16 protein-coding genes and 1 pseudogene are annotated in these 18727 nt (G+C 62.0%); 8 read left to right on the top strand and 9 right to left on the bottom strand.

Annotated features, from left to right (window positions below; all coding sequences use genetic code 11):
* Positions 1-36 precede the first annotated feature (36 nt).
* The 4 genes from CAG25_RS22605 (at position 37) to ligD (ending at position 5745) form a co-directional block, all read left to right on the top strand.
* Complete coding sequence (locus tag CAG25_RS22605) at positions 37-672, top strand: tellurite resistance TerB family protein (protein WP_371857743.1); 636 nt, start codon at positions 37-39, stop codon at positions 670-672.
* Between the two features lie 167 nt (positions 673-839).
* Positions 840-2216, top strand: a complete 1377-nt coding sequence (locus tag CAG25_RS22610; protein WP_085613004.1) for an iron-containing redox enzyme family protein — start codon at positions 840-842, stop codon at positions 2214-2216.
* Between the two features lie 11 nt (positions 2217-2227).
* The gene (locus CAG25_RS22615; protein WP_085613005.1) at positions 2228-3181 is read left to right on the top strand and encodes a methyltransferase; all 954 of its coding nucleotides are present in this window, start codon (positions 2228-2230) and stop codon (positions 3179-3181) included.
* Positions 3182-3198: 17 nt separating this feature from the next.
* The gene (gene ligD, locus CAG25_RS22620; protein ID WP_085613006.1) at positions 3199-5745 is read left to right on the top strand and encodes a DNA ligase D; all 2547 of its coding nucleotides are present in this window, start codon (positions 3199-3201) and stop codon (positions 5743-5745) included.
* Here ligD and CAG25_RS22625 read toward each other — a convergent pair whose 3' ends face one another.
* Together CAG25_RS22625 and CAG25_RS22630 are read right to left on the bottom strand one after the other, a co-directional pair.
* Complete coding sequence (locus tag CAG25_RS22625; protein WP_178076493.1) at positions 5746-6150, bottom strand: hypothetical protein; 405 nt, start codon at positions 6148-6150, stop codon at positions 5746-5748.
* A 117-nt stretch (positions 6151-6267) separates the two neighbouring features.
* Positions 6268-6582, bottom strand: coding sequence for a DUF2388 domain-containing protein (locus tag CAG25_RS22630; protein ID WP_011333537.1), 315 nt, complete (start codon positions 6580-6582; stop codon positions 6268-6270).
* A gap of 247 nt (positions 6583-6829) precedes the next feature.
* On the opposite strand from CAG25_RS22630, the pseudogene CAG25_RS29155 reads away from it, so the two are divergent.
* A pseudogene (locus CAG25_RS29155) lies at positions 6830-7588 on the top strand (MCP four helix bundle domain-containing protein); the annotation flags it as partial.
* Between the two features lie 129 nt (positions 7589-7717).
* The gene (locus tag CAG25_RS29160; RefSeq protein WP_371857744.1) at positions 7718-8443 is read left to right on the top strand and encodes a methyl-accepting chemotaxis protein; all 726 of its coding nucleotides are present in this window, start codon (positions 7718-7720) and stop codon (positions 8441-8443) included.
* A gap of 40 nt (positions 8444-8483) precedes the next feature.
* Here CAG25_RS29160 and CAG25_RS22640 read toward each other — a convergent pair whose 3' ends face one another.
* The gene (locus tag CAG25_RS22640; protein WP_085613009.1) at positions 8484-8909 is read right to left on the bottom strand and encodes a nuclear transport factor 2 family protein; all 426 of its coding nucleotides are present in this window, start codon (positions 8907-8909) and stop codon (positions 8484-8486) included.
* A 432-nt stretch (positions 8910-9341) separates the two neighbouring features.
* Here CAG25_RS22640 and mqo point away from each other — a divergent pair, with 432 nt between their 5' ends.
* Positions 9342-10991 carry a malate dehydrogenase (quinone) gene (gene mqo, locus CAG25_RS22645; RefSeq protein WP_064595368.1) on the top strand — a complete coding sequence of 550 codons (1650 nt, stop codon included), beginning with the start codon at positions 9342-9344 and terminating at the stop codon, positions 10989-10991.
* A gap of 66 nt (positions 10992-11057) precedes the next feature.
* Here mqo and CAG25_RS22650 read toward each other — a convergent pair whose 3' ends face one another.
* From CAG25_RS22650 to CAG25_RS22660, 3 genes are all read right to left on the bottom strand, one after another.
* The gene (locus tag CAG25_RS22650) at positions 11058-11486 is read right to left on the bottom strand and encodes a nuclear transport factor 2 family protein (protein WP_085613010.1); all 429 of its coding nucleotides are present in this window, start codon (positions 11484-11486) and stop codon (positions 11058-11060) included.
* Positions 11487-11889: 403 nt separating this feature from the next.
* Entirely contained in the window at positions 11890-12756 is an 867-nt protein-coding gene (locus tag CAG25_RS22655; protein ID WP_085613011.1) for a CAP domain-containing protein, read from the bottom strand.
* Between the two features lie 130 nt (positions 12757-12886).
* On the bottom strand, positions 12887-13657 hold the full coding sequence (locus CAG25_RS22660) for an alpha/beta hydrolase (RefSeq protein ID WP_085613012.1): 771 nt from the start codon (positions 13655-13657) through the stop codon (positions 12887-12889).
* A gap of 111 nt (positions 13658-13768) precedes the next feature.
* Between CAG25_RS22660 and CAG25_RS22665 the strand changes: the two genes are divergently transcribed.
* Positions 13769-14713 carry an aldo/keto reductase gene (locus tag CAG25_RS22665; protein ID WP_085613013.1) on the top strand — a complete coding sequence of 315 codons (945 nt, stop codon included), beginning with the start codon at positions 13769-13771 and terminating at the stop codon, positions 14711-14713.
* 54 nt (positions 14714-14767) lie between these two features.
* Here the strand turns inward: CAG25_RS22665 and paoC are convergent, their stop codons facing one another.
* The 3 genes from paoC to paoA are packed head-to-tail and all read right to left on the bottom strand — an operon-like array spanning position 14768 to position 18539.
* The gene (gene paoC / locus CAG25_RS22670) at positions 14768-16966 is read right to left on the bottom strand and encodes an aldehyde oxidoreductase molybdenum-binding subunit PaoC (RefSeq protein ID WP_085613014.1); all 2199 of its coding nucleotides are present in this window, start codon (positions 16964-16966) and stop codon (positions 14768-14770) included.
* Positions 16963-17919: a xanthine dehydrogenase family protein subunit M gene (locus tag CAG25_RS22675; protein ID WP_085613015.1), complete on the bottom strand. Its 957-nt coding sequence runs from the start codon at positions 17917-17919 to the stop codon at positions 16963-16965. Before CAG25_RS22675 ends, paoC begins: the two co-directional genes overlap by 4 nt.
* Positions 17916-18539 carry an aldehyde dehydrogenase iron-sulfur subunit PaoA gene (gene paoA / locus CAG25_RS22680; RefSeq protein ID WP_260329069.1) on the bottom strand — a complete coding sequence of 208 codons (624 nt, stop codon included), beginning with the start codon at positions 18537-18539 and terminating at the stop codon, positions 17916-17918. The genes CAG25_RS22675 and paoA overlap by 4 nt, the downstream gene beginning before the upstream one ends.
* Positions 18540-18727 lie beyond the last annotated feature (188 nt).

Consider the following 18727-nt stretch of genomic DNA (forward strand, 5'->3'; position numbering starts at 1 on the left):
GCCTTGGCGCAGGGCGGCACGACGCTGGTGATTTACATGGGGGTGGCGAAGCTCGGCGGTCTGCTGGGCGGCGGCAGTGGCGGCGGTTCTGCTGCCGGAGGGCTTGGTGGCCTGGGCGGGCTGCTTGGCGGATTGCTCGGCGGTGGCGGGGCGCTGGGTGGCGGCACGCAGCGTCGGTCCGGCGGCACCAATTACGCGGCGCTGGCCTCGCTGGGCATGATGGCTTTCCAGGCGTATCAAGCCTGGCAACGCAGCCAGGCGTCCGCCGCGCCGCAGCAAACTCCGCAGACTGCGGACCTGTTGTCCGGCCCGCAAGTCGAAGAGCACAGCCACGCCGTTCTGCGTGCGTTGATCGCGGCGGCCAAGGCTGATGGGCGGATCGACGAGTCGGAAAAACACCTCATCAGCAGTGAAATCGGCAAGCACACCGATGACCCGAACCTGCAGCAATGGCTCGACGACGAGGTCGCCAAACCGCTGGATCCCACCGAAGTGGCGCAGGCGGCGCAGAACGATCCAGCCATGGCCGCCGAGATGTACCTGGCCAGCGTGATGCTGGTGGACGATCAGCAGGACGCCGAGCGCAATTATCTGGATGAACTGGCGGCGGCGTTGCAGATCGACCCCGAGTTGCAGGTTCACCTCGAACAGCAGGCCAAAGGCACGGCCTGACCCTCTCACCTCACAGCCTTCGACCGTTCCGTTAAAGCAAGGAGCGAGCCGAAGGCTCCGTCCGTCAGGGCAATTTTCAAGCCGATTGAATTTTTGACGCGCCAAGCCTCTCTGCTTCATTAGAGGCGAGTGACTGAGCGTCCTGCCAATCGATCGAGAATATTGCCATGACTGTCCTGACTCACCTGCAAGCTGCCCCCGCCCCATCACGTCCGCTCGATTCTCTGGGTGGGTTGCGGCGTATCCATGAAGCACTTTTAGCCGAGGAGCATCCGCAGCCGCTGGCGCGCGCCTTTCTGGAAGATCAACTGCTGCAAGCCGCGCAGTTGAAGGATGAGCTGCCATCGGACCCCGCGCAGTGGCATGCCTGGGTGGCTGAGCACTGTGCCGATGTCGCCCGGCAATACGCCGACTACCTGCAACAACGCAAGGCTGGAGGCGCACGGCAGTTCTTCAGTTGCAAGGCTCATGCGCTGTATTTCCTGCAAGCGGTGGCGCCGACCAAACTGGTCGATGGCGCCTGGCTCTACGGCTTGCTCGGACAGTGGCGCGATCCGCGCTTCAGCAGCCTGATCAGCACTTATCTGGAAGAACTGGGCGAGGGCAATCCGGCCCAGAATCACGTCGTGATCTACCGCCAACTGCTCGCCGAACAGGGCCTCGAGCCCAGCAGTCCCCTGCCCGACGAACGCTACCTGCAAGGCGCGCTGCAATTGGCCCTGGGTGCCGGCGGCATGGACTTTTTGCCGGAGGTGATCGGTTACAACCTTGGCTACGAGCAACTGCCCCTGCACCTGTTGATCAGCAGTTACGAACTCAGTGAACTGGGGATCGATCCTTACTACTTCACTCTGCACGTGACCATCGACAATGCCAGCACCGGTCATGCGCAAAAAGCCGTTCAGGCCGTTCTGGATCTGCTGCCTCTGGAGGCTGATCGCCGCGATTTCCTGCGCCGGGTATCGCTGGGCTATCGGCTCAATGACCTGGGGCAGGGCAGCCGCGCAATCATCGAGGGCTTCGATCTGGAGCGCGAACTGTTGGCGATGCTTGAGCGCAAGTGTCCGTTCGCTCAACACATGCACTCCGACTATTGCCGCTTCGAAGGCAAGACCGTCAATCAGTGGCTGGCCGATCCGCAGCAGCTGTCCGGGTTCCTGCAGGCCATGCAGGACAAGGGCTGGATCAAGCGCCACGAAGATCCACAGGGCAGCCGCTTCTGGCAATTGATCGATGGCGATGGTGCGGCGATGTTCGGCGTGTTCAGCGCCTATGAAAAACAACTGGTGCACGACTGGATTGCCGGTGACTGGATTTCTGCGGATAAACCCGTCGCGTTCCGCCGCCGCCCCTCAGTCCCTGCGCCGATCGAGGTGCCCGAACAGGACCCCGATGTGCAGCGCCTGAATGCGGCACTGCAAGGGCAGGACGCTCACAGCAAGTTCGCAACGTTGATCCCCTGGCTCGCGCCGGCCCGGCACGCGCATCCGGCCGGGCTGCTTGCCACTCGCCATTTCATCCAACTCAAATCCGGTCTGCGTTAAGGAAATCATCAATGCATCAGGAAGAACAACTGTCCGCCAACGATCTGGTGCTGCTGCAACTGGGGAGGCGCCTGCAGGCCGACGGCTATCGTTTCATCACCCCGACGCCGCTGACCCATCAACGGGTCAACCAGCGCGACGAAGGGCAGGCCGCCGATTGCCTGCGGGATGTGTTCGGATGGTCGCGCCCGTTCGAACCGGGCCTGCTGTCTGCCGATGAACAGCGACAATTGCAGGACGCCCAGGTGATTGATGCGTTCGACGGACGCTTGAAGAGCCGGGTGCGATGGTCGAGCCTGGATGACATGCTCTTCGTGCATTCCGGGTTTCCCACGGATGCCGCCGATTCGGTGTTCTTCGGCCCGGATACCTATCGCTTTGCCCAACTGATTCACAGCCATTTGCAGCAGAACTTTGCGCCTATCCACCGTGCGGTGGACATCGGTTGTGGCGCCGGAGTCGGCGCGATCCTGATTGGCCGTGCCCGGCGCGAAGCGCAAGTGCTGGCGGTGGATATCAACCCTGCTGCGCTGCGCCTGACCACGATCAACGCGGCGCTGGCCGAAGTGGCCAACGTCGAGGTGCGCGCCAGTGATGTATTGCAAGGCGTGGACGGTGAATTCGACCTGATCGTCGCCAACCCGCCGTACATGGCCGATCCGGCCGGACGAGCTTACCGCCATGGCGGTGGGACGCTGGGGGCGGGGCTGTCGTTGCGCATCGTCGAACAGGCGCTCAATCACCTGACGCCCGGTGGTTCGCTGCTGCTGTACACCGGCGTGGCGATGGTCGATGGCCGCGATCCTTTCCTCGACACGGTATTGCCACGGCTGGATGAAAAACGCTTCGGCTGGACCTACCGCGAACTCGATCCGGATGTGTTCGGCGAAGAGTTGCTCAATCCCGGCTATCAGCGCGTCGACCGGATTGCCGTGGTCGCGCTGACGGTGACTCGAACAGGTTGAAACAAGGCAGGTGCAGGATGAGCAGGAATCTCGACGACTACAACCGGATGCGCGACTTCTCGGCGACATCCGAGCCGGCAGCCGACCACCGGCGGGGCAAGAAGCCCGGCGGTGAGCAGGCTTTGCAATTCTGCATCCAGAAGCATGACGCCTCGCACCTGCATTATGACTTTCGCCTGGAACTCGACGGCGCGCTCAAGAGCTGGGCGGTGCCCAAGGGCCCGTCGCTGGATCCCAAGGTCAAGCGGCTGGCGGTGCACGTCGAGGATCACCCGCTGGATTACGCGACGTTCGAGGGCAGCATTCCCGAAGGGCATTACGGTGCCGGCGATGTGATCGTTTGGGATCGCGGCGTGTGGATTCCGCTGGAAGACCCGGAGAAAGCCTACGCCAAGGGCAAGCTCAAATTCGAACTGCGCGGCGAGAAGCTCGCCGGGGTTTGGAACCTGGTGCGCACCCACATGCCGGGCAAGAAAGAGCAGTGGTTTCTGATCAAGCATCAGGACAGCGCCGCACGCCCGCAAAGCGATTACGACGTGCTGATTGCCGAGCCCGACAGTGTGCTCAGCGAGCGCACGATCGTCGACAAACCCCGGCTCAGTGCGAAGCAGGTCAAACCACTTAAAGGCCCGGCGAAAGCACCGCGCAAGCCAGCTTCCGGCAAACTCACTGGCGCCCACAAGGCGAGTATCCCGGCGCAGTTGAAACCTCAACTGGCGACTCTGGTGGAGAGCGCGCCGGAAGGGGATTGGCAATACGAAATCAAGTTCGACGGCTATCGGATCATGGCGCGTATCGATCAGGACCAGGTGCAGTTGTTCACCCGCAATGGCCATGACTGGACGCACAAATTGCCGAAACAGGCGCAAGCCCTGGCGGCGCTGGGCCTGGAGTCGGCGTGGCTGGATGGTGAGATGGTGGTCGCCGACGCGGACGGCGTGCCGGACTTTCAGGCCCTGCAAAACGCGTTCGATTCGGGACGCAGCGAAAACATCGTCTATTACCTGTTTGATCTGCCGTATCTGAACGGTGTCGACCTGCGCGAGGTACCGGTGGAGGAACGGCGCGCAGCGCTGGCCACCGTTCTGAAAACCCATCAAGACCCGCTGCTGCGTTTCTCCGAAGCGTTCGACGAAACCCCGCAGGCCTTGCTCAACAGCGCCTGCCAGATGCGCATGGAAGGCCTGATCGGTAAACGCCTCGGCTCGTCTTACGTGTCGCGTCGCAGCAGCGACTGGATCAAGCTCAAGTGCAAGCATCGCCAGGAATTCGTGATCGTCGGCTATACCGATCCGAAAGGCGCGCGCAGTTCGTTCGGCGCGTTGCTGCTGGGTCTGCATGATCGTGACAGCGGCGAGTTGCGGTACGCCGGCAAGGTCGGCACGGGATTCAATGAAACCACCCTCAAGAGCATCCTCGCGCAGCTCAAACCCTTGCGAGTGAAGAAGCCGGCGGTGGCCAACCCGCCCACAGGGTTCGAAGCCAAGGGTGTGCACTGGCTCAAGCCGAGTCTGCTGGCGGAAGTGGCCTTCGCCGAAATGACCCAGGACGGCTCAGTGCGTCACGCCGTTTTTCATGGCTTGCGCGAGGACAAACCGGCCAAGGACATCACCGAGGAGCGCGCCAAACCCATGAAGACTTCAAAGACTGAATCTACCGCGCCGTCGCAATCCGGCCTGGCCGACGGCAAGGTGCGGATCACCCATCCCGACCGAGTGATCGACGCCAGCAGTGGCACCACCAAAATGCAGCTGGCCGAGTATTACGCCAGCGTCGCCGAATGGATTCTGCCGCAGCTCAAGGATCGCCCGGTGGCGCTGGTGCGCGCGCCGGACGGTATCGCCGGTGAGCTGTTCTTCCAGAAGAACGCCGAAAACCTGGCGATCCCCGGCATCCGCACGCTCGACAAGGAACTGACCGGCCAGCCGGTGATGCTGATCAACAACGCCGAAGCCTTGATCGGCGCTGTGCAGATGAGCACGGTCGAACTGCACACCTGGAACGCTACCACCACCGATCTGGACAAGCCCGACCGCTTTGTCCTCGACCTCGACCCGGACCCGGCGCTGCCGTGGAAAAGCATGGTCGAAGCCACGGCGCTGACCCTGACCGTGCTGGATGAACTGGGCCTCAAGGCGTTCCTCAAGACCAGCGGCGGCAAGGGCATTCATCTGGTGGTGCCGCTGACCCGCAAGCATGGCTGGGACGAGGTCAAGGATTTCAGCCACGCCATCGTCACGCACATGGCGAAATTGTTGCCGGAGCGTTTTTCTGCGGTGTCCGGGCCGAAAAATCGCGTAGGGCGGATCTTCATCGATTACCTGCGCAACGGCTTGGGCGCCACCACCATTTGCGCCTACGCGGCGCGTACCCGTGAAGGGTTGCCGGTGTCGGTGCCGCTGTTTCGGGAGGAGGTGGGCGAGATCAAAGGTGCCGATCAATGGACCGTGCACAACGTTCACGAGCGGTTGGCGGACATGGGGGATGAGCCTTGGGCGGATCTGAAGAAAACCCGGCAGAGCATCACAGCCGAGATGCGCAAGCGGGTGGGCATGAAGATATGATCAGGTGCCGCGCAGCAAGTCGTGGGCGTTGAGCAGATCGAAGGCGACTTGCGGATTGTTTTCCAGGCCACGGCGGATAGCGGCCGGGATGGTTTTTCGGGTTTTGCGGCAGAGCCCAGGAAGCTCTTCGACCTCGATTTCGATGCCGCCTCGCACAGTCCGCACTTCACCGAACTTCGGCGCGATCAGCACACGAATACCTAGCTGATCGAACATCTTGCCTTGCAGCCGCTGGAGGTCGGCGAGGTCTTTGAGGTTTTCCAGTCGCTCGAGCAGACGCTTTTCTTCCTCGCGGGTCAGCAACAGGATGCGCACATCCGCGCCGGGCGTTTCCAGCAGCGGATCACGCCCGCAGATGCACAGACCCGGCGGGCAAGGGGAGCGGAGTGAGGCGGAAATCGTCATGGCCTCCATCATAGAGGCCGTTCGACGGTTTTGCCCATGGTCGTTCGCCAGCCGTCCATCGGCAGGGCGTAACGGTGGCAAGTCCGTCAGCCACCATCATTATCGAACGTGCCGTGGTTACTGCGACAGACCTTCGTACTGAACCAGTATGGCGTTGGCCAGCTCTTCATCGCTGGCGTTCAGGCCAGGATTGTCCTGACGCACCTGCTGCAGTACCGATTCCAGGTACACGCCACGGATCGTTCCGCCGCTGGCGACGAATGCCGACAAGTCGTCACGGGCCGGAATCACCATTTTGTGATCCTTGAACGTGGAATACAGCGAGGCGGAAACGCCGGCCGAAGTGGCGACATCCCCCGCATCCACGCGGGCGAAAGCCGAACCGAAAGGCAGGCACAGCATAAGAGACGAAACCAGTAGTAAACGACGCATGACGGTGTTCCTCCAGCAGCGTAAAGCGAAAAGGAAGTACCACATAATGTGAGAGGTGTCGGCGGGCACGGGAGTTCCGTAAGTCGGCTCAGGCGGTAGGGGGCGGAATGAGAACCGTCGCACAGTGCGGCGTTTTTACTGGATGTAACGACACACGCTGAGACGCTCTAACGCAGCGGGTTCATGGAAATAGGCTTAACTGAAGCGTTGAACGGCGCCGCGTGGCGCGACCTGGGAGGAAATCACGGTGTCGATCAAACTGCGTTTGGTGTTGCTGATTGCGACCAGCCTGCTGACGGCGCTGATCGTGAGCCTGGTCAGTTATGTGGGCAACCAGCGGATGGCTTCGGCGGTCAGTGACAACGCGGTCAGCATGAGCGCGCTGCGCAACCACATGGAAGCCGACATGATGCACGACGCCCTGCGCGCGGACGTGTATTCGGCGATGCTGGTTGGGCTGGGCAAAAGCACCAGTTCGGCGGACGAGGTGCGCAGTTCGGTCGAAGAGCATGCGGCGCATTTTCGCGAAGTGCTGGGTGAAAACCTCAAGCTGCCGGTCAATCCGACGATCAAGTCCGCGCTGGAACAGATCAAGCCCAGCCTCGACACCTACGTCAGCGCCGGCGAGCAGATCGTCGGTCTTGCACTGGAAAATCCGGACAGCGCCCAGCAGCAACTGGGTACCTTCAATACCGTGTTCAGCCAGCTCGAAGAACAGATGGCCGCCCTCAGCGAGCTGATCGAAACCAATACCCGGCACACCAGCGAAGGCACCGAGGCGGCGATCCACAATGCCAATATCGCCCTCGGCATTGTCCTGGTCGCCAGTCTGTTGCTGCTGTTGGCCCAGGGCCGGTGGGTGATCCTGAGCATCATGGGTCCGCTGAAATCCGCCAGCCGCATCGCCGAAAGCATTGCTCACGGCAACCTCAGCGAGCCGATCGCCGAACCGTCCGGCAAGGACGAAGCCAGTGCGCTGATCCGCACGCTGGCCACGATGCAGCGCGACCTGCGGGACATGATCGACGTGGTGCGACGCAACGCTCACGGCGTCAGCGGCATGAGCGAACAATTGAGCCACGGCTGCCATCAGGTGGCCGACAGCAGTCAGCAGCAAAGTACCGCCGCCGGGACCATGGCGGCCGCCGCGAGCCAGATGACCGCCAGCATCGAGGAAATCACCCGTCACGCCGAGCGTGCACTGGACATGGCCAGCCAGGCCGAGTCACTGGCGAAGAACGGCGGACAGGTGATCCATCAAGTGGTCAGCGACATGGACGACATCGCCCGTTCCGCCCAGCAATCGGCGCAAGTGATCCGCACCCTCGATCAGGAATCCGAAGGCATCTTCAACATCATCCAGGTGATCAAGAGCATCGCCGATCAGACCAACCTGCTGGCGCTCAACGCAGCCATCGAGGCAGCCCGGGCGGGCGAGCAGGGCAGGGGCTTTGCGGTGGTGGCCGATGAGGTGCGCAGTCTGGCTGCGCGCACCAGTGCGTCAACTCAGGAAATCGCCGCGATGGTCGCACGCATCCAGAACAGCACCCGCGAGGCCGTCAGCAGCATGGAGGCGGGCGTCGCCCAGGTCGACAAAGGCATGGCGGTCACCGCCGACGTCGAGCGCGCCATCCGCGAAATCCTCGACGCCACCCTGAGCACCACGCAACTGGTCAACGACATCACCCGCACCATCGGCGAACAGAGCCAGGCCAGCAACGAAATTGCCCATCAGGTGGAGATGATCGCGGGCATGTCGGAGGGCAACAGCAAGGTCATCGGCCAGACGGCCAATACCACGGACGAACTGTCGAGTCTGGCGGGGCGGCTGGCGCAGTCGATGGATCGGTTCAGGTTATAGGAGCGGACTCTGCCGCCTCTTCGACGGCAGAGCTCATGCATCAGAACTTGTACGCCTGACGCCCCACCAGCAACCACTTGCCAGCCTGCTTCTGCCAGATCTGGAAGTTCTCGATTTCCGTCGGCACAACTTCGGTGCCTTTGAGGGCCTGCGCCGAGAAGTGATGGCGTACCAGCGCAGTATCCCCGGACAGGGTGATGGTCTGGTTTTGCATCTCCAGGGTCTTGAACGCGCTCTTGCCGGTTTCGATATCGGCAATGAAGGCTTTTTTGTCCTGGATCTTGCCGCTGGAGTGGCCGTAGGTGAGGTTGTCGGCGGTCAGGGCGTTCAGTTCGGCGATGTCCTTGTGCAGCATCGCTTGGGTCAGGTGGTCGACGGCCTGGGCGACGTCCTGTTCCGCCGGGGCGGCGGCGACGTAACCACTGAAAACGCAGAAAAGACCGAGCAGCACTTTGCTTTTGTTCATGAGAATTCCTTGTTGTTGTAGGTTTCGGAACGACTGGATAATTTGTCAGTCGTCGTACAACTTATCAGGAACAGTACGGCGTTTGAAAGCGCTTGAGGAACCAATCGAAAACTATCCGGTCGCGAACAGACGCGCGGGTTTGCCATGACGTGATATTCTTCGCGCCACTTGTTTTGACCCAATTCAGTCTGGTGCGCTTTTCGGCGGGCCAGGCAGAACCCCTGTCGCTCAAGTAGCTGAAGCCAATAATGATAAGAAGTCAGTTCAGAAGGGACATATAACTGAGGTCGACACTGCCTGTCGGCCTTGTGTGCCCACCCGTCAAAATTGAAGTGTGCCGGAACCTGCGACGCTGGCCTGAGTGTCGCGAAAGAGGGGACCTCATACATACAACAGCGGCGGGCGGAAGGCGTTTTATCATAGGTGCAACGGATGTTTAAAAAAGTGAACACAGCCTTGCTGGGGCTGGCTTTGGCGATGGGGATGTCTTCCGCCAATGCCGAGGAAGCAAAGAAAGTCGACGTCCTGCTGATCGGCGGCGGCATCATGAGCACCACCCTGGGTGTGTGGATCAATGAGCTGGAACCGACCTGGTCGATGGAAATGGTCGAGCGCCTCGATGGCGTCGCCCTGGAAAGCTCCAACGGCTGGAACAACGCCGGTACCGGTCACTCGGCGCTCGCCGAGCTGAACTACACCCCGGAAGACGACAAGGGCAATGTCACCATCCCGAAAGCCGTCGAGATCAACGAAGCGTTCCAGGTCTCCCGTCAGTTCTGGGCCTGGCAGGTTCGTCAAGGCGTCCTGAAGGACCCTCGTTCGTTCATCAACACCACTCCGCACATGAGCTTCGTGTGGGGCGATGACAACATCAAGTTCCTTAAAAAGCGCTATGAAGCCCTGCAAGCGAGCCCGCTGTTCGCCGGCATGCAGTACTCCGAAGACCCGGCTGTGATCAAGAAGTGGGTTCCGCTGATGATGGAAGGGCGTGACCCGAACCAGAAAATCGCGGCCACCTGGAGCCCGCTGGGTACCGACATGAACTTCGGCGAAATCACCCGCCAGTTCGCCGGTTACCTGCAGACCAAGCCTAACTTCAACTTGAAGCTGTCGAGCGAAGTGCAAGACATCACCAAGAATGCCGATGGCACCTGGCGCGTCAGCTACAAGAACCTGAAAGACGGCACCAAGACTGAAACCGACGCCAAGTTCGTGTTCATCGGCGCCGGCGGCGGTGCCCTGCACCTGCTGCAGAAGTCCGGTATCGAAGAAGCCAAGGAATACGCTGGCTTCCCGGTAGGCGGCTCGTTCCTGGTGACCGATAACCCGGCCATCGCCGAACAGCACCTGGCCAAGGCCTACGGTAAAGCTTCGGTTGGCGCGCCTCCGATGTCCGTTCCGCACCTGGACACCCGTGTCCTGGACGGCAAGCGCGTCATCCTGTTTGGCCCGTTCGCGACTTTCAGCACCAAGTTCCTGAAAGAAGGTTCGTACCTGGACCTGCTGACCAGCACCACCACCCACAACATCTGGCCTATGACCCGGGTCGGCATCAAGGAATACCCGCTGGTCGAGTACCTGGCCGGTCAACTGATGCTGTCGGATGAAGACCGTCTGAACGCGCTGAAGGAATACTTCCCGAACGCCAAAGCCGAAGACTGGCGCCTGTGGCAAGCCGGCCAGCGCGTGCAAATCATCAAGCGTGATGAAGCCGCTGGCGGCGTGCTGAAACTGGGCACCGAAATCGTTGCTTCCAAGGACGGCTCCATCGCCGGTCTGCTGGGCGCATCCCCAGGCGCATCGACCGCTGCACCGATCATGCTGAGCGTGCTGCAGAAAGTCTTCAAGGACAAAGTCGCCAGCCCTGAGTGGCAAGCCAAGCTGCACCAGATCGTTCCAAGCTACGGCACCCAGCTGAACAACGATCCAGCCAAAGTGGCTGAAGAGTGGGCTTACACCGCCAAGATCCTGCAACTGCCAACCCCTCCGGTGATTGGTCAGGTTGCAGCTCCAGCGGCGGACGCCTCGGCTGAAAAAGCTCCGGCGCCGAAAGAAAGCGCTGCACGTGACATGGCTCTGTAACTAGACGCCAGACACACGAAGCCCACTGAACCGGTGACGGTCAGTGGGCTTTTTTGTGTCCGGGTTTCAGGCCTTGGCGGCCGCCAGATAAGCTCCCAACCGCCGTCCCATCTCTTCGCCCAACGCCTGCAACCCACTCAGCGGCCGCACCATTACCTCGAACTCGACGATCTTGCCCTGTTCATCGAAGCGGATCATGTCAATGCCCTTGAGCTCTTTCGAACCAACCTTTGCACTGAACTCCAGCACCACATTCAAGCCATCCGCTGTCGCCAGTTCACGGTGGTATTTGAAGTCTTCAAACACTTCGAACACGGTATTGAGGATCATCGCGACCACCGGCGCGCCTGGATAAGGCGTGTGGGCCATCGGCGAGCGGAACACCGCTTTGGGATCGAGCAATTCTGGCAGGGCCTTGAGGTTGACGGTGCGGATCATCTCGTGCCAGCGGTTCAGGGATTCGGCGGCGTTTGGGTGCAGGTTCAAATCGGACATGGTTTCACTCCTGTATTTTTTGTTGTTTTTGGCGCGGCGCTCATGACTCTAGATCAAAGCGGCGCAATGGAAACCCTCTGTCCCGATCTGAATATCGACACATGCGTCAGCCCGATCCATCTGATCCGCTTTTTCCTGTCGAATCTGCATCTGTAACCATCTCAGCCACGGGCCCAAAATGGCGCTGCCGTTCGGCCATACGCGACGCGCTTCATTCCGAAGCGTCCGGTGCGCCGGACATTCAGTATTCAGGAGGCCTTCATGGCTAAGATGGCGTTTTTCCTCGGCGGCTTTCTCGTGTTGACCATCATGATCGGCGTTCTGGCCACGATTTCTCCGGTCTGACTATCCGACGTCGAGTTGCGGCATACAGCGCTTTTCGACGTTTTCGGGTGGAACCTGATCAAGGCGCCCCGAACAGCATCGTCCAGTAAACCCCTTCATCACTGCGCGCCTCACTGGCAAACCCGGCGCCGACCTGGGTGAACATCGGGTTCATCAGGTTGGCGCAGTGTCCGGGGCTGGCCAGCCAGCCGGCCATGGCCTTGCCCGGTGAGCTTTGTCCGGCGGCGATGTTTTCGCCGATCTGCCGGCCACGGTAGCCGGCCGCCCGGGCGCGATCTGCCGGGCCGTCGCCGTCCGGGTCGCGATGAGCGAAGTAGTTGCCGTAGGCCATGGCCTTGCTGTGCCCCTGGGCGGCGGCGCCGAGCGCCGGATTCCAGCTCAAGGGCCGGGCGGCGGCGAAGCGCTGGCGACCACACATTCGCGGTCGGGCGCGGGCGGCGTTGACCTCGGCCAGCAAGGCCTTGCCGACGCTGCGGTTGTCGCCGACGCGGCTGTCAAGCACCGGCCGGGCCAGCACCACTTGCCATTCGCTGCGGGCGCGGCTGATGCCGATGTCGGCGTATTGACCGTCTAGCAGCGCGCCGCAGTAATCGCTTTGCAGCAGATCGAAGGCCTCTTCGGCGTCCTGCGCGCCGACAATCCGGATGCTGCGCACCGCCACGGCTGCGTAGCCGGAATCTTTCAATCGTTCGCGCAATCCACCGCCGTAGCCATAGCCGACCGGCAACGCCAGGTTCGACTTCAGTGTCAGCGGCGCCAGCCGTTGGGCCGGACGTCGGTCACATCGTTGCGGATGGGCGCGGTAGTCGTTGATGGCGGCCACCAGTTGCCGCTCGGCACCGGCGTGGGCAGAGGGGGCGAGCAGGGGAGAAAGGATCAACAGGCACAGCGAAACGAAGCGAGACGAACGAACGGCGTGGCGCATGGGACGCAAAGCTCTGAACAAAAACAAGGCTGAAGGAAAGTGAACCGCAGAACGCGGCGCGGGTAGGACTGGCCTTTTTGCACTTGGTTCACGAGGCGACGCCGGGTTTCTACGGCTGCCGACGAAGTGCTCAGCGATTCAACACATCCTGCATCCATTGCAGATATTGCGGCCGTTCGGAAATCGAATTGTGCGCCGCGTCCGCCACCACTTTGAGCGTGGCCACACCGTCGGGAAAACTGTGCAGCAAGCGCTCGGTGCTGGCCCGTGGAATCACCTGGTCATCGCTCGCCGCCAGCAGCAGCGTCGGCACGCGGATATGCGCCGCGTACTGGCCGGACCGGAAACGATCCTTGAGCAACCACTGCACCGGCACCCACGGGTATTGACGGGCGGCGATTTCTTCGAGGCTGTTGTAGGGCGTGACCAGAAGTAACCGTTCCACCGGTCGCTGGCTGGCCAGCCGCACCGCGACGCCGGAACCGAGGCTGCGCCCCAGCAGCGCGACCTGCGTATGACTGGCATACACCTGATCGAACAGCGCCAGCGCATCCTCGGCGATCGCTTCTTCGGACGGCGAGCCGCCGCTGCCGCCAAATCCCCGGTAATGCAGCAAATACAACGAATAGTCAGGAAATGCCTCGGAAAACTCCGGCAGATTGCGCGAAACATCCTCGGCATTGCCGCCGAAATAGATCAGTGCTCTGGGCCCGGCGCGCTCGCGCACTGTCACGCGGATCTCGGCGTCGGGCATGGCCAGCGTCAACCGTGACTCCGGTGAGTCGAGGCTGGCGGGCTGCGGAAAATAAATCAGCGCCCGCTGAAACACGAACAGCGCCGCGCACAGGATCAAGTACACGGCGAGGATCAATGCGACGAGTGACAACAGGGTTCTGGACATTCGACTAACGTTAACCGGGCGCGCAGGTTGGCTGTCGCAGTGTAGTCCAACGGTTTTGCGGGCTGCATCAAAACACAAGGTGCAACAGATCCACAGGGCAAGGGCGCCAGCATGAACCACACTGAGGGATATTCCCGCCGCCGGTTGCTGACGCTGGCAGCCGGGGTGTCAGCGGTTTTCACCTTTGACCGGGCGCTGGCCGCCATTTCGTTGCCGAACGCCACAGGAGCCCAGACCATGCAGACCCGCGCCATCCCTTCGAGCTCCGAGCCACTGCCGCTGGTGGGGTTGGGCACTTATCGCGGTTTCGACGTCGCCCCCGGCGATCCGGTCTACAAGCAATTGCCGGCGGTGCTCGGCGAGCTGTTCAAAAAGGGCGGCACGGTGATCGACAGCTCCCCCATGTACGGCCGCGCCGAAGAAACCACCGGTGAATTGCTGTCGATCCACGAACCGCGCTCACCGGCGTTTCTGGCGACCAAGGTGTGGACCCGTGGTCGCGAGGAGGGCATCGCGCAGATGGAGCAGTCGTTCAGCCTGCTGCGCACCGAGCGCATCGACCTGATGCAGATCCACAACCTGCTCGACTGGCAAACCCATCTGCCGACCCTGCGCGACTGGAAAGAGCAGGGCCGCATCCGCTACATCGGCATCACCCACTACACGCCGTCGGCGTATGAGGAGGTGGAAGCGGTGCTCAAGGCCGAGTCGCTGGATTTCCTGCAAATCAACTACGCGCTCGATGATCGCGGGGTCGAGAAGCGCATCCTGCCACTGTGCCGCGAACGCGGGGTGGCGGTGATCTGCAACCGGCCGTTCGGCGGCGGCGATCTGCTCGCGCGGCTCAAGGGCAAACCGCTGCCGGGTTGGGCAGCTCAGGTGGGGGCGAAGAGCTGGCCGCAACTGGCACTGAAATTCCTGCTGGCGCATCCGGCGGTGACTTGTGTGATTCCCGGCACCAGCAACCCGTTGTACATGGCCGACAACGCCGGCGCCGGGTTCGGGCTGATGCTGACCGATGCGCAGCGTCAGCAGTTGATTGCGTTGGTGAGTTAGCTATCTCCCGAAGTGATTAGCGCACTAGCACCCCATGCTAGTGCGCTACCGGTTTCAGATCATCGGCGGCAATGCATCAAGAATCTTGTCCAAGGTAATCGGATACTCCCGCACCCGTGCACCCGTGGCGTTATAGATCGCATTCGCCACCGCCGCACTCACGCCGCAAATCCCCAGTTCACCGACCCCCTTGGCTTTCATCGGCGATGAAATCGGATCGGTTTCATCGAGGAAAATCACCTCCTGATGCGGGATGTCGGCGTGCACCGGTACTTCGTAGCCGGCCAGGTCATGGTTGACGAAAAAGCCGTGGCGCTGGTCCACCGCGAGCTCTTCCATCAATGCTGCGCCGACGCCCATGGTCATGGCGCCGATCACCTGGCTGCGGGCCGATTTCGGATTGAGAATCCGCCCGGCGGCGCACACCGCGAGCATCCGTCGCACGCGCACTTCGCCGGTGGCGGCATCCACCGCGACTTCGACGAAGTGCGCGCCGAAGGTCGATTGCTGGTACTGCTTGGCGAGGTCGGCGAATTCGATGCTGTCCTCGACTTCGATCGGGGCGTGTTGCGCGGCGTCACGTAACGGCACGTTCTGGTTGCCCAGCCGCACGTGGCCGTCGACAAACTGCGCTTCACCCGCGTTCATGCCCAGTTTGGTCGCGACCGCTTCGCGCAGCTTCATGCACGCCGCGTAAACCCCGGCGGTCGAGCAGTTGGCGCCGAACTGGCCGCCGGAGCCGGCCGACACCGGGAAATTCGAATCGCCGAGTCGCACCACCACATCGTCCAGGCTGACCCCCATCATTTCCGCTGCAGTCTGACCAATGATCGTATAGCTGCCGGTGCCAATGTCGGTCATGTCGGTTTCAACGGTGATCTTGCCGTCGCGCTCCAGCCGCACTCGCGCGCCGGACTTCACCAGCAGGTTGTTGCGAATCGCCGCCGCAACGCCCATGCCGATCAGCCAGCGACCTTCGCGACGGGTGCCGGGCGTCGCATTGCGCTTATCCCAGCCAAAACGTTCGGCGCCGGTTTGCAGGCATTCGATCAGACGCCGCTGTGAGAACGGCCGCTCGGTTTTCACCGGATCGACCTGCGTGTCGTTGAGGATGCGGAACTGGATCGGATCGAGTTTGAGCTGTTCCGCCATCTCGTCCATGGCGATCTCCAGCGCCATCAGCCCCGGCGTTTCACCCGGTGCGCGCATGGCGTTGCCTTCCGGTAGATCCAGAGGCGCCAGGCGCATGGTCACCAGGCGATTTTCTGCGGCGTAGAGCAACTGGCTCGGCTGCGCCGCGACTTCGACCTTGCCGTCGGCGAGGTTGCCCGACCAGCCTTCATGGGCGATGGCGGTGAGTTTGCCGTCCGCCGTGGCGCCCATGCGGATCCGCTGAATCGTGGCGGGACGGTGGGTGGTGTTGTTGGCGATCTGCGGACGGGCGAGGGCGACCTTCACGGGACGGTTCGCCAACCGTGCACCCAGAGCGGCGAGGATCGCGTCGGCACGAATGAACAGCTTGCCGCCGAAACCGCCGCCAATGTACGGCGAGATCAGCCGCACGTTTTCCTTGGGCAGGCCGAGGGTGGTGGCGATGTCGCCGACGCTCCAGGCGATCATCTGGTTGGAGGTCCAGAGCGTCACGTGATCGCCTTTCCAGGCGGCGAGTGTCGCGTGGGGCTCCATCATCGCGTGGGACTGATCCGGCGTGGTGTAGGTCTGGTCGAACTGCACGGGCGCGGCGGCAAAAGCGCTGGCGAAATCGCCGTGTGTGACGTCCGGCAATTCGTCTTTCGGCTCCACACCCTGATCGCGCACGCTGGCCAGATCAAACTGGCCTTTGTCTTGCGCGTATTCGACGTTGACCAACTGCGCGGCCGCCCGCGCCTGTTCGAAGGTTTCGGCGACCACCAGCGCCACGGCCTGGTGATAGTGCTGCACTTGCGGCCCGGCCAGCAGGTGCGCGGCGTTGTATTGGCCTTTGCCGAGCTTGCCTGCATTGGCGGCGGTGACGATGGTCAGCACGCCCGGCGCGGCGCGGGCGGCCTCCAGATCGATGCGGGTGATGCGACCCTTGGCAATGGCCGAACCGACCATGACGCCATAGGCCTGATTCTTGACCGCCTCATGTTGCTCGTAGGCGTAAGGTGCCTGGCCGCTGGTTTTCAGCGGTCCTTCGATGCGGTCGGTGGGTTTGCCGATGACGTTCAACTGATCAATCGGGTTGGTCGTGGCGGGCGTGTCGAATTTCATGCTTCGTCCCTCGCTTGGGCCAGCACCGAGGCAATCGTGCGCTCGACCAATGTCACTTTGAACTGGTTGTCAGAAGTAGGCGTGGCGCCGTCGAGCAGGCGTGCGGTGACGGCTTTCGCGCCTTGCGGCAGCAGCGCTTCCGCCGCTTCGACTCGCCAGGGTTTCGGCGCGATGCCACCGACGGCGATGCGGCCGCTGCCATCCTTCTGCAGGATCAGGCCGACGGAGACCAGCGCGAAGGCGTACGACGAGCGGTCGCGCACCTTGTGATAGACATGGGTGCCGCCCACTGGCGCGGGCAGGGTGACGGCGGTAATCAGTTCACCGGGCGTCAGACTGGTTTCGACATTCGGTGTGGTGCCGGGCAGTTGGTGGAAGTCCGCGATGGCGATGCGCCGCGTGCTGCCGTCGGCCTTGATCGTTTCGACCTGGGCATCCAGCGCCCGCATCGCAATCGCCATGTCACTCGGATGGGTCGCGATGCAAGCATCGCTGACGCCGATAATGCCGAGTTGTCGACTGACCCCGCCAATCGCCGCGCAACCGCTGCCGGGATTGCGTTTATTGCAGGCTTGATTGGTGTCGTAGAAATACGGGCAGCGCGTGCGCTGGAGCAGATTGCCGGCGGTGGTCGCCATGTTGCGCAACTGGCCCGATGCACCGGCGAGCAAGGCGCGGGACAGCAGCGCGTAGTCTTTCCGGACGCGGCTGTCGGCGGCCAGATCGGTGTTGCGCACCAGTGCGCCGATGCGCAAGCCGCCGTCGTCGGTGGCTTCGATCTGGTCGAGGCCCAGGTGATTGACGTCAATCAGCTGCTGCGGCGTTTCGATGTCGAGCTTCATCAAGTCCAGCAGGTTGGTGCCGCCGGCGATGAAACGCGCACCTTCGATTTGTGCAGCTTGAGCGGCGGCTGCGGCAGGGGAGTCGGCGCGGCTGTAATTGAACGCTCTCATGCTGACACCTCCGCGACTTCGCTGATGGCTTCGATGATGTTCGAGTAGGCGCCGCAGCGGCAGATGTTGCCGCTCATGCGTTCCTGCAATTCGCTGGCGATCAGTTGCGGCGCTTCGGTGAGGCTGGCGCTGGCGTGGCTGGGGATGCCGTCGCGGATTTCCTGGAGCACGGCGACCGCCGAGCAGATCTGCCCCGGCGTGCAATATCCGCACTGGTAGCCGTCATGCTTGATAAATGCCGCCTGCATCGGGTGCAGGTGGTCTGGCATGCCGAGGCCTTCGATGGTGGTGACTTTGGCGCCGTCCTGCATCACCGCCAGGGTCAGGCAGGAATTGATTCGCCGGCCATCGACGATCACCGTGCAGGCGCCGCACTGGCCGTGATCGCAGCCCTTTTTGCTGCCAGTCAGCTGCAGGTGTTCGCGCAGGGCGTCGAGCAGGGTGGTGCGAGTATCAACCTCCAGCGCCTGTGGCTTGCCGTTGACTTCGATGGTTACTTTGGCCATGGCCGGTTGCTCCAGGCTGGCCGCGTAGGCCTTGAGGCTGATGAAGGGGGGCATCGCGAACGCGGTTGCGGTCACGGCACCGAGAATCAGGAAACGGCGGCGGGAGATCGCCATTGGCGGATGGTCGTTCATTGGCTTGGCTTCCTCTATCAGGTCGGCAGGGTGTGAAAGACCCGCACGGGTGCGCTGGCGTGGTTGCCAGTCTCGCTCTGTTCTAGGAGTGACCACGCTGGAGAGGAAAAGGTTTTCTTTGATTTGCGCATGGCCTCATGCGCGCGGTTCATGAATCGACAGAATGAAGG

Source organism: Pseudomonas sp. B16(2017), from assembly GCF_002113205.1.
GTDB classification, from domain to species: Bacteria; Pseudomonadota; Gammaproteobacteria; order Pseudomonadales; family Pseudomonadaceae; genus Aquipseudomonas; species Aquipseudomonas pharyngis.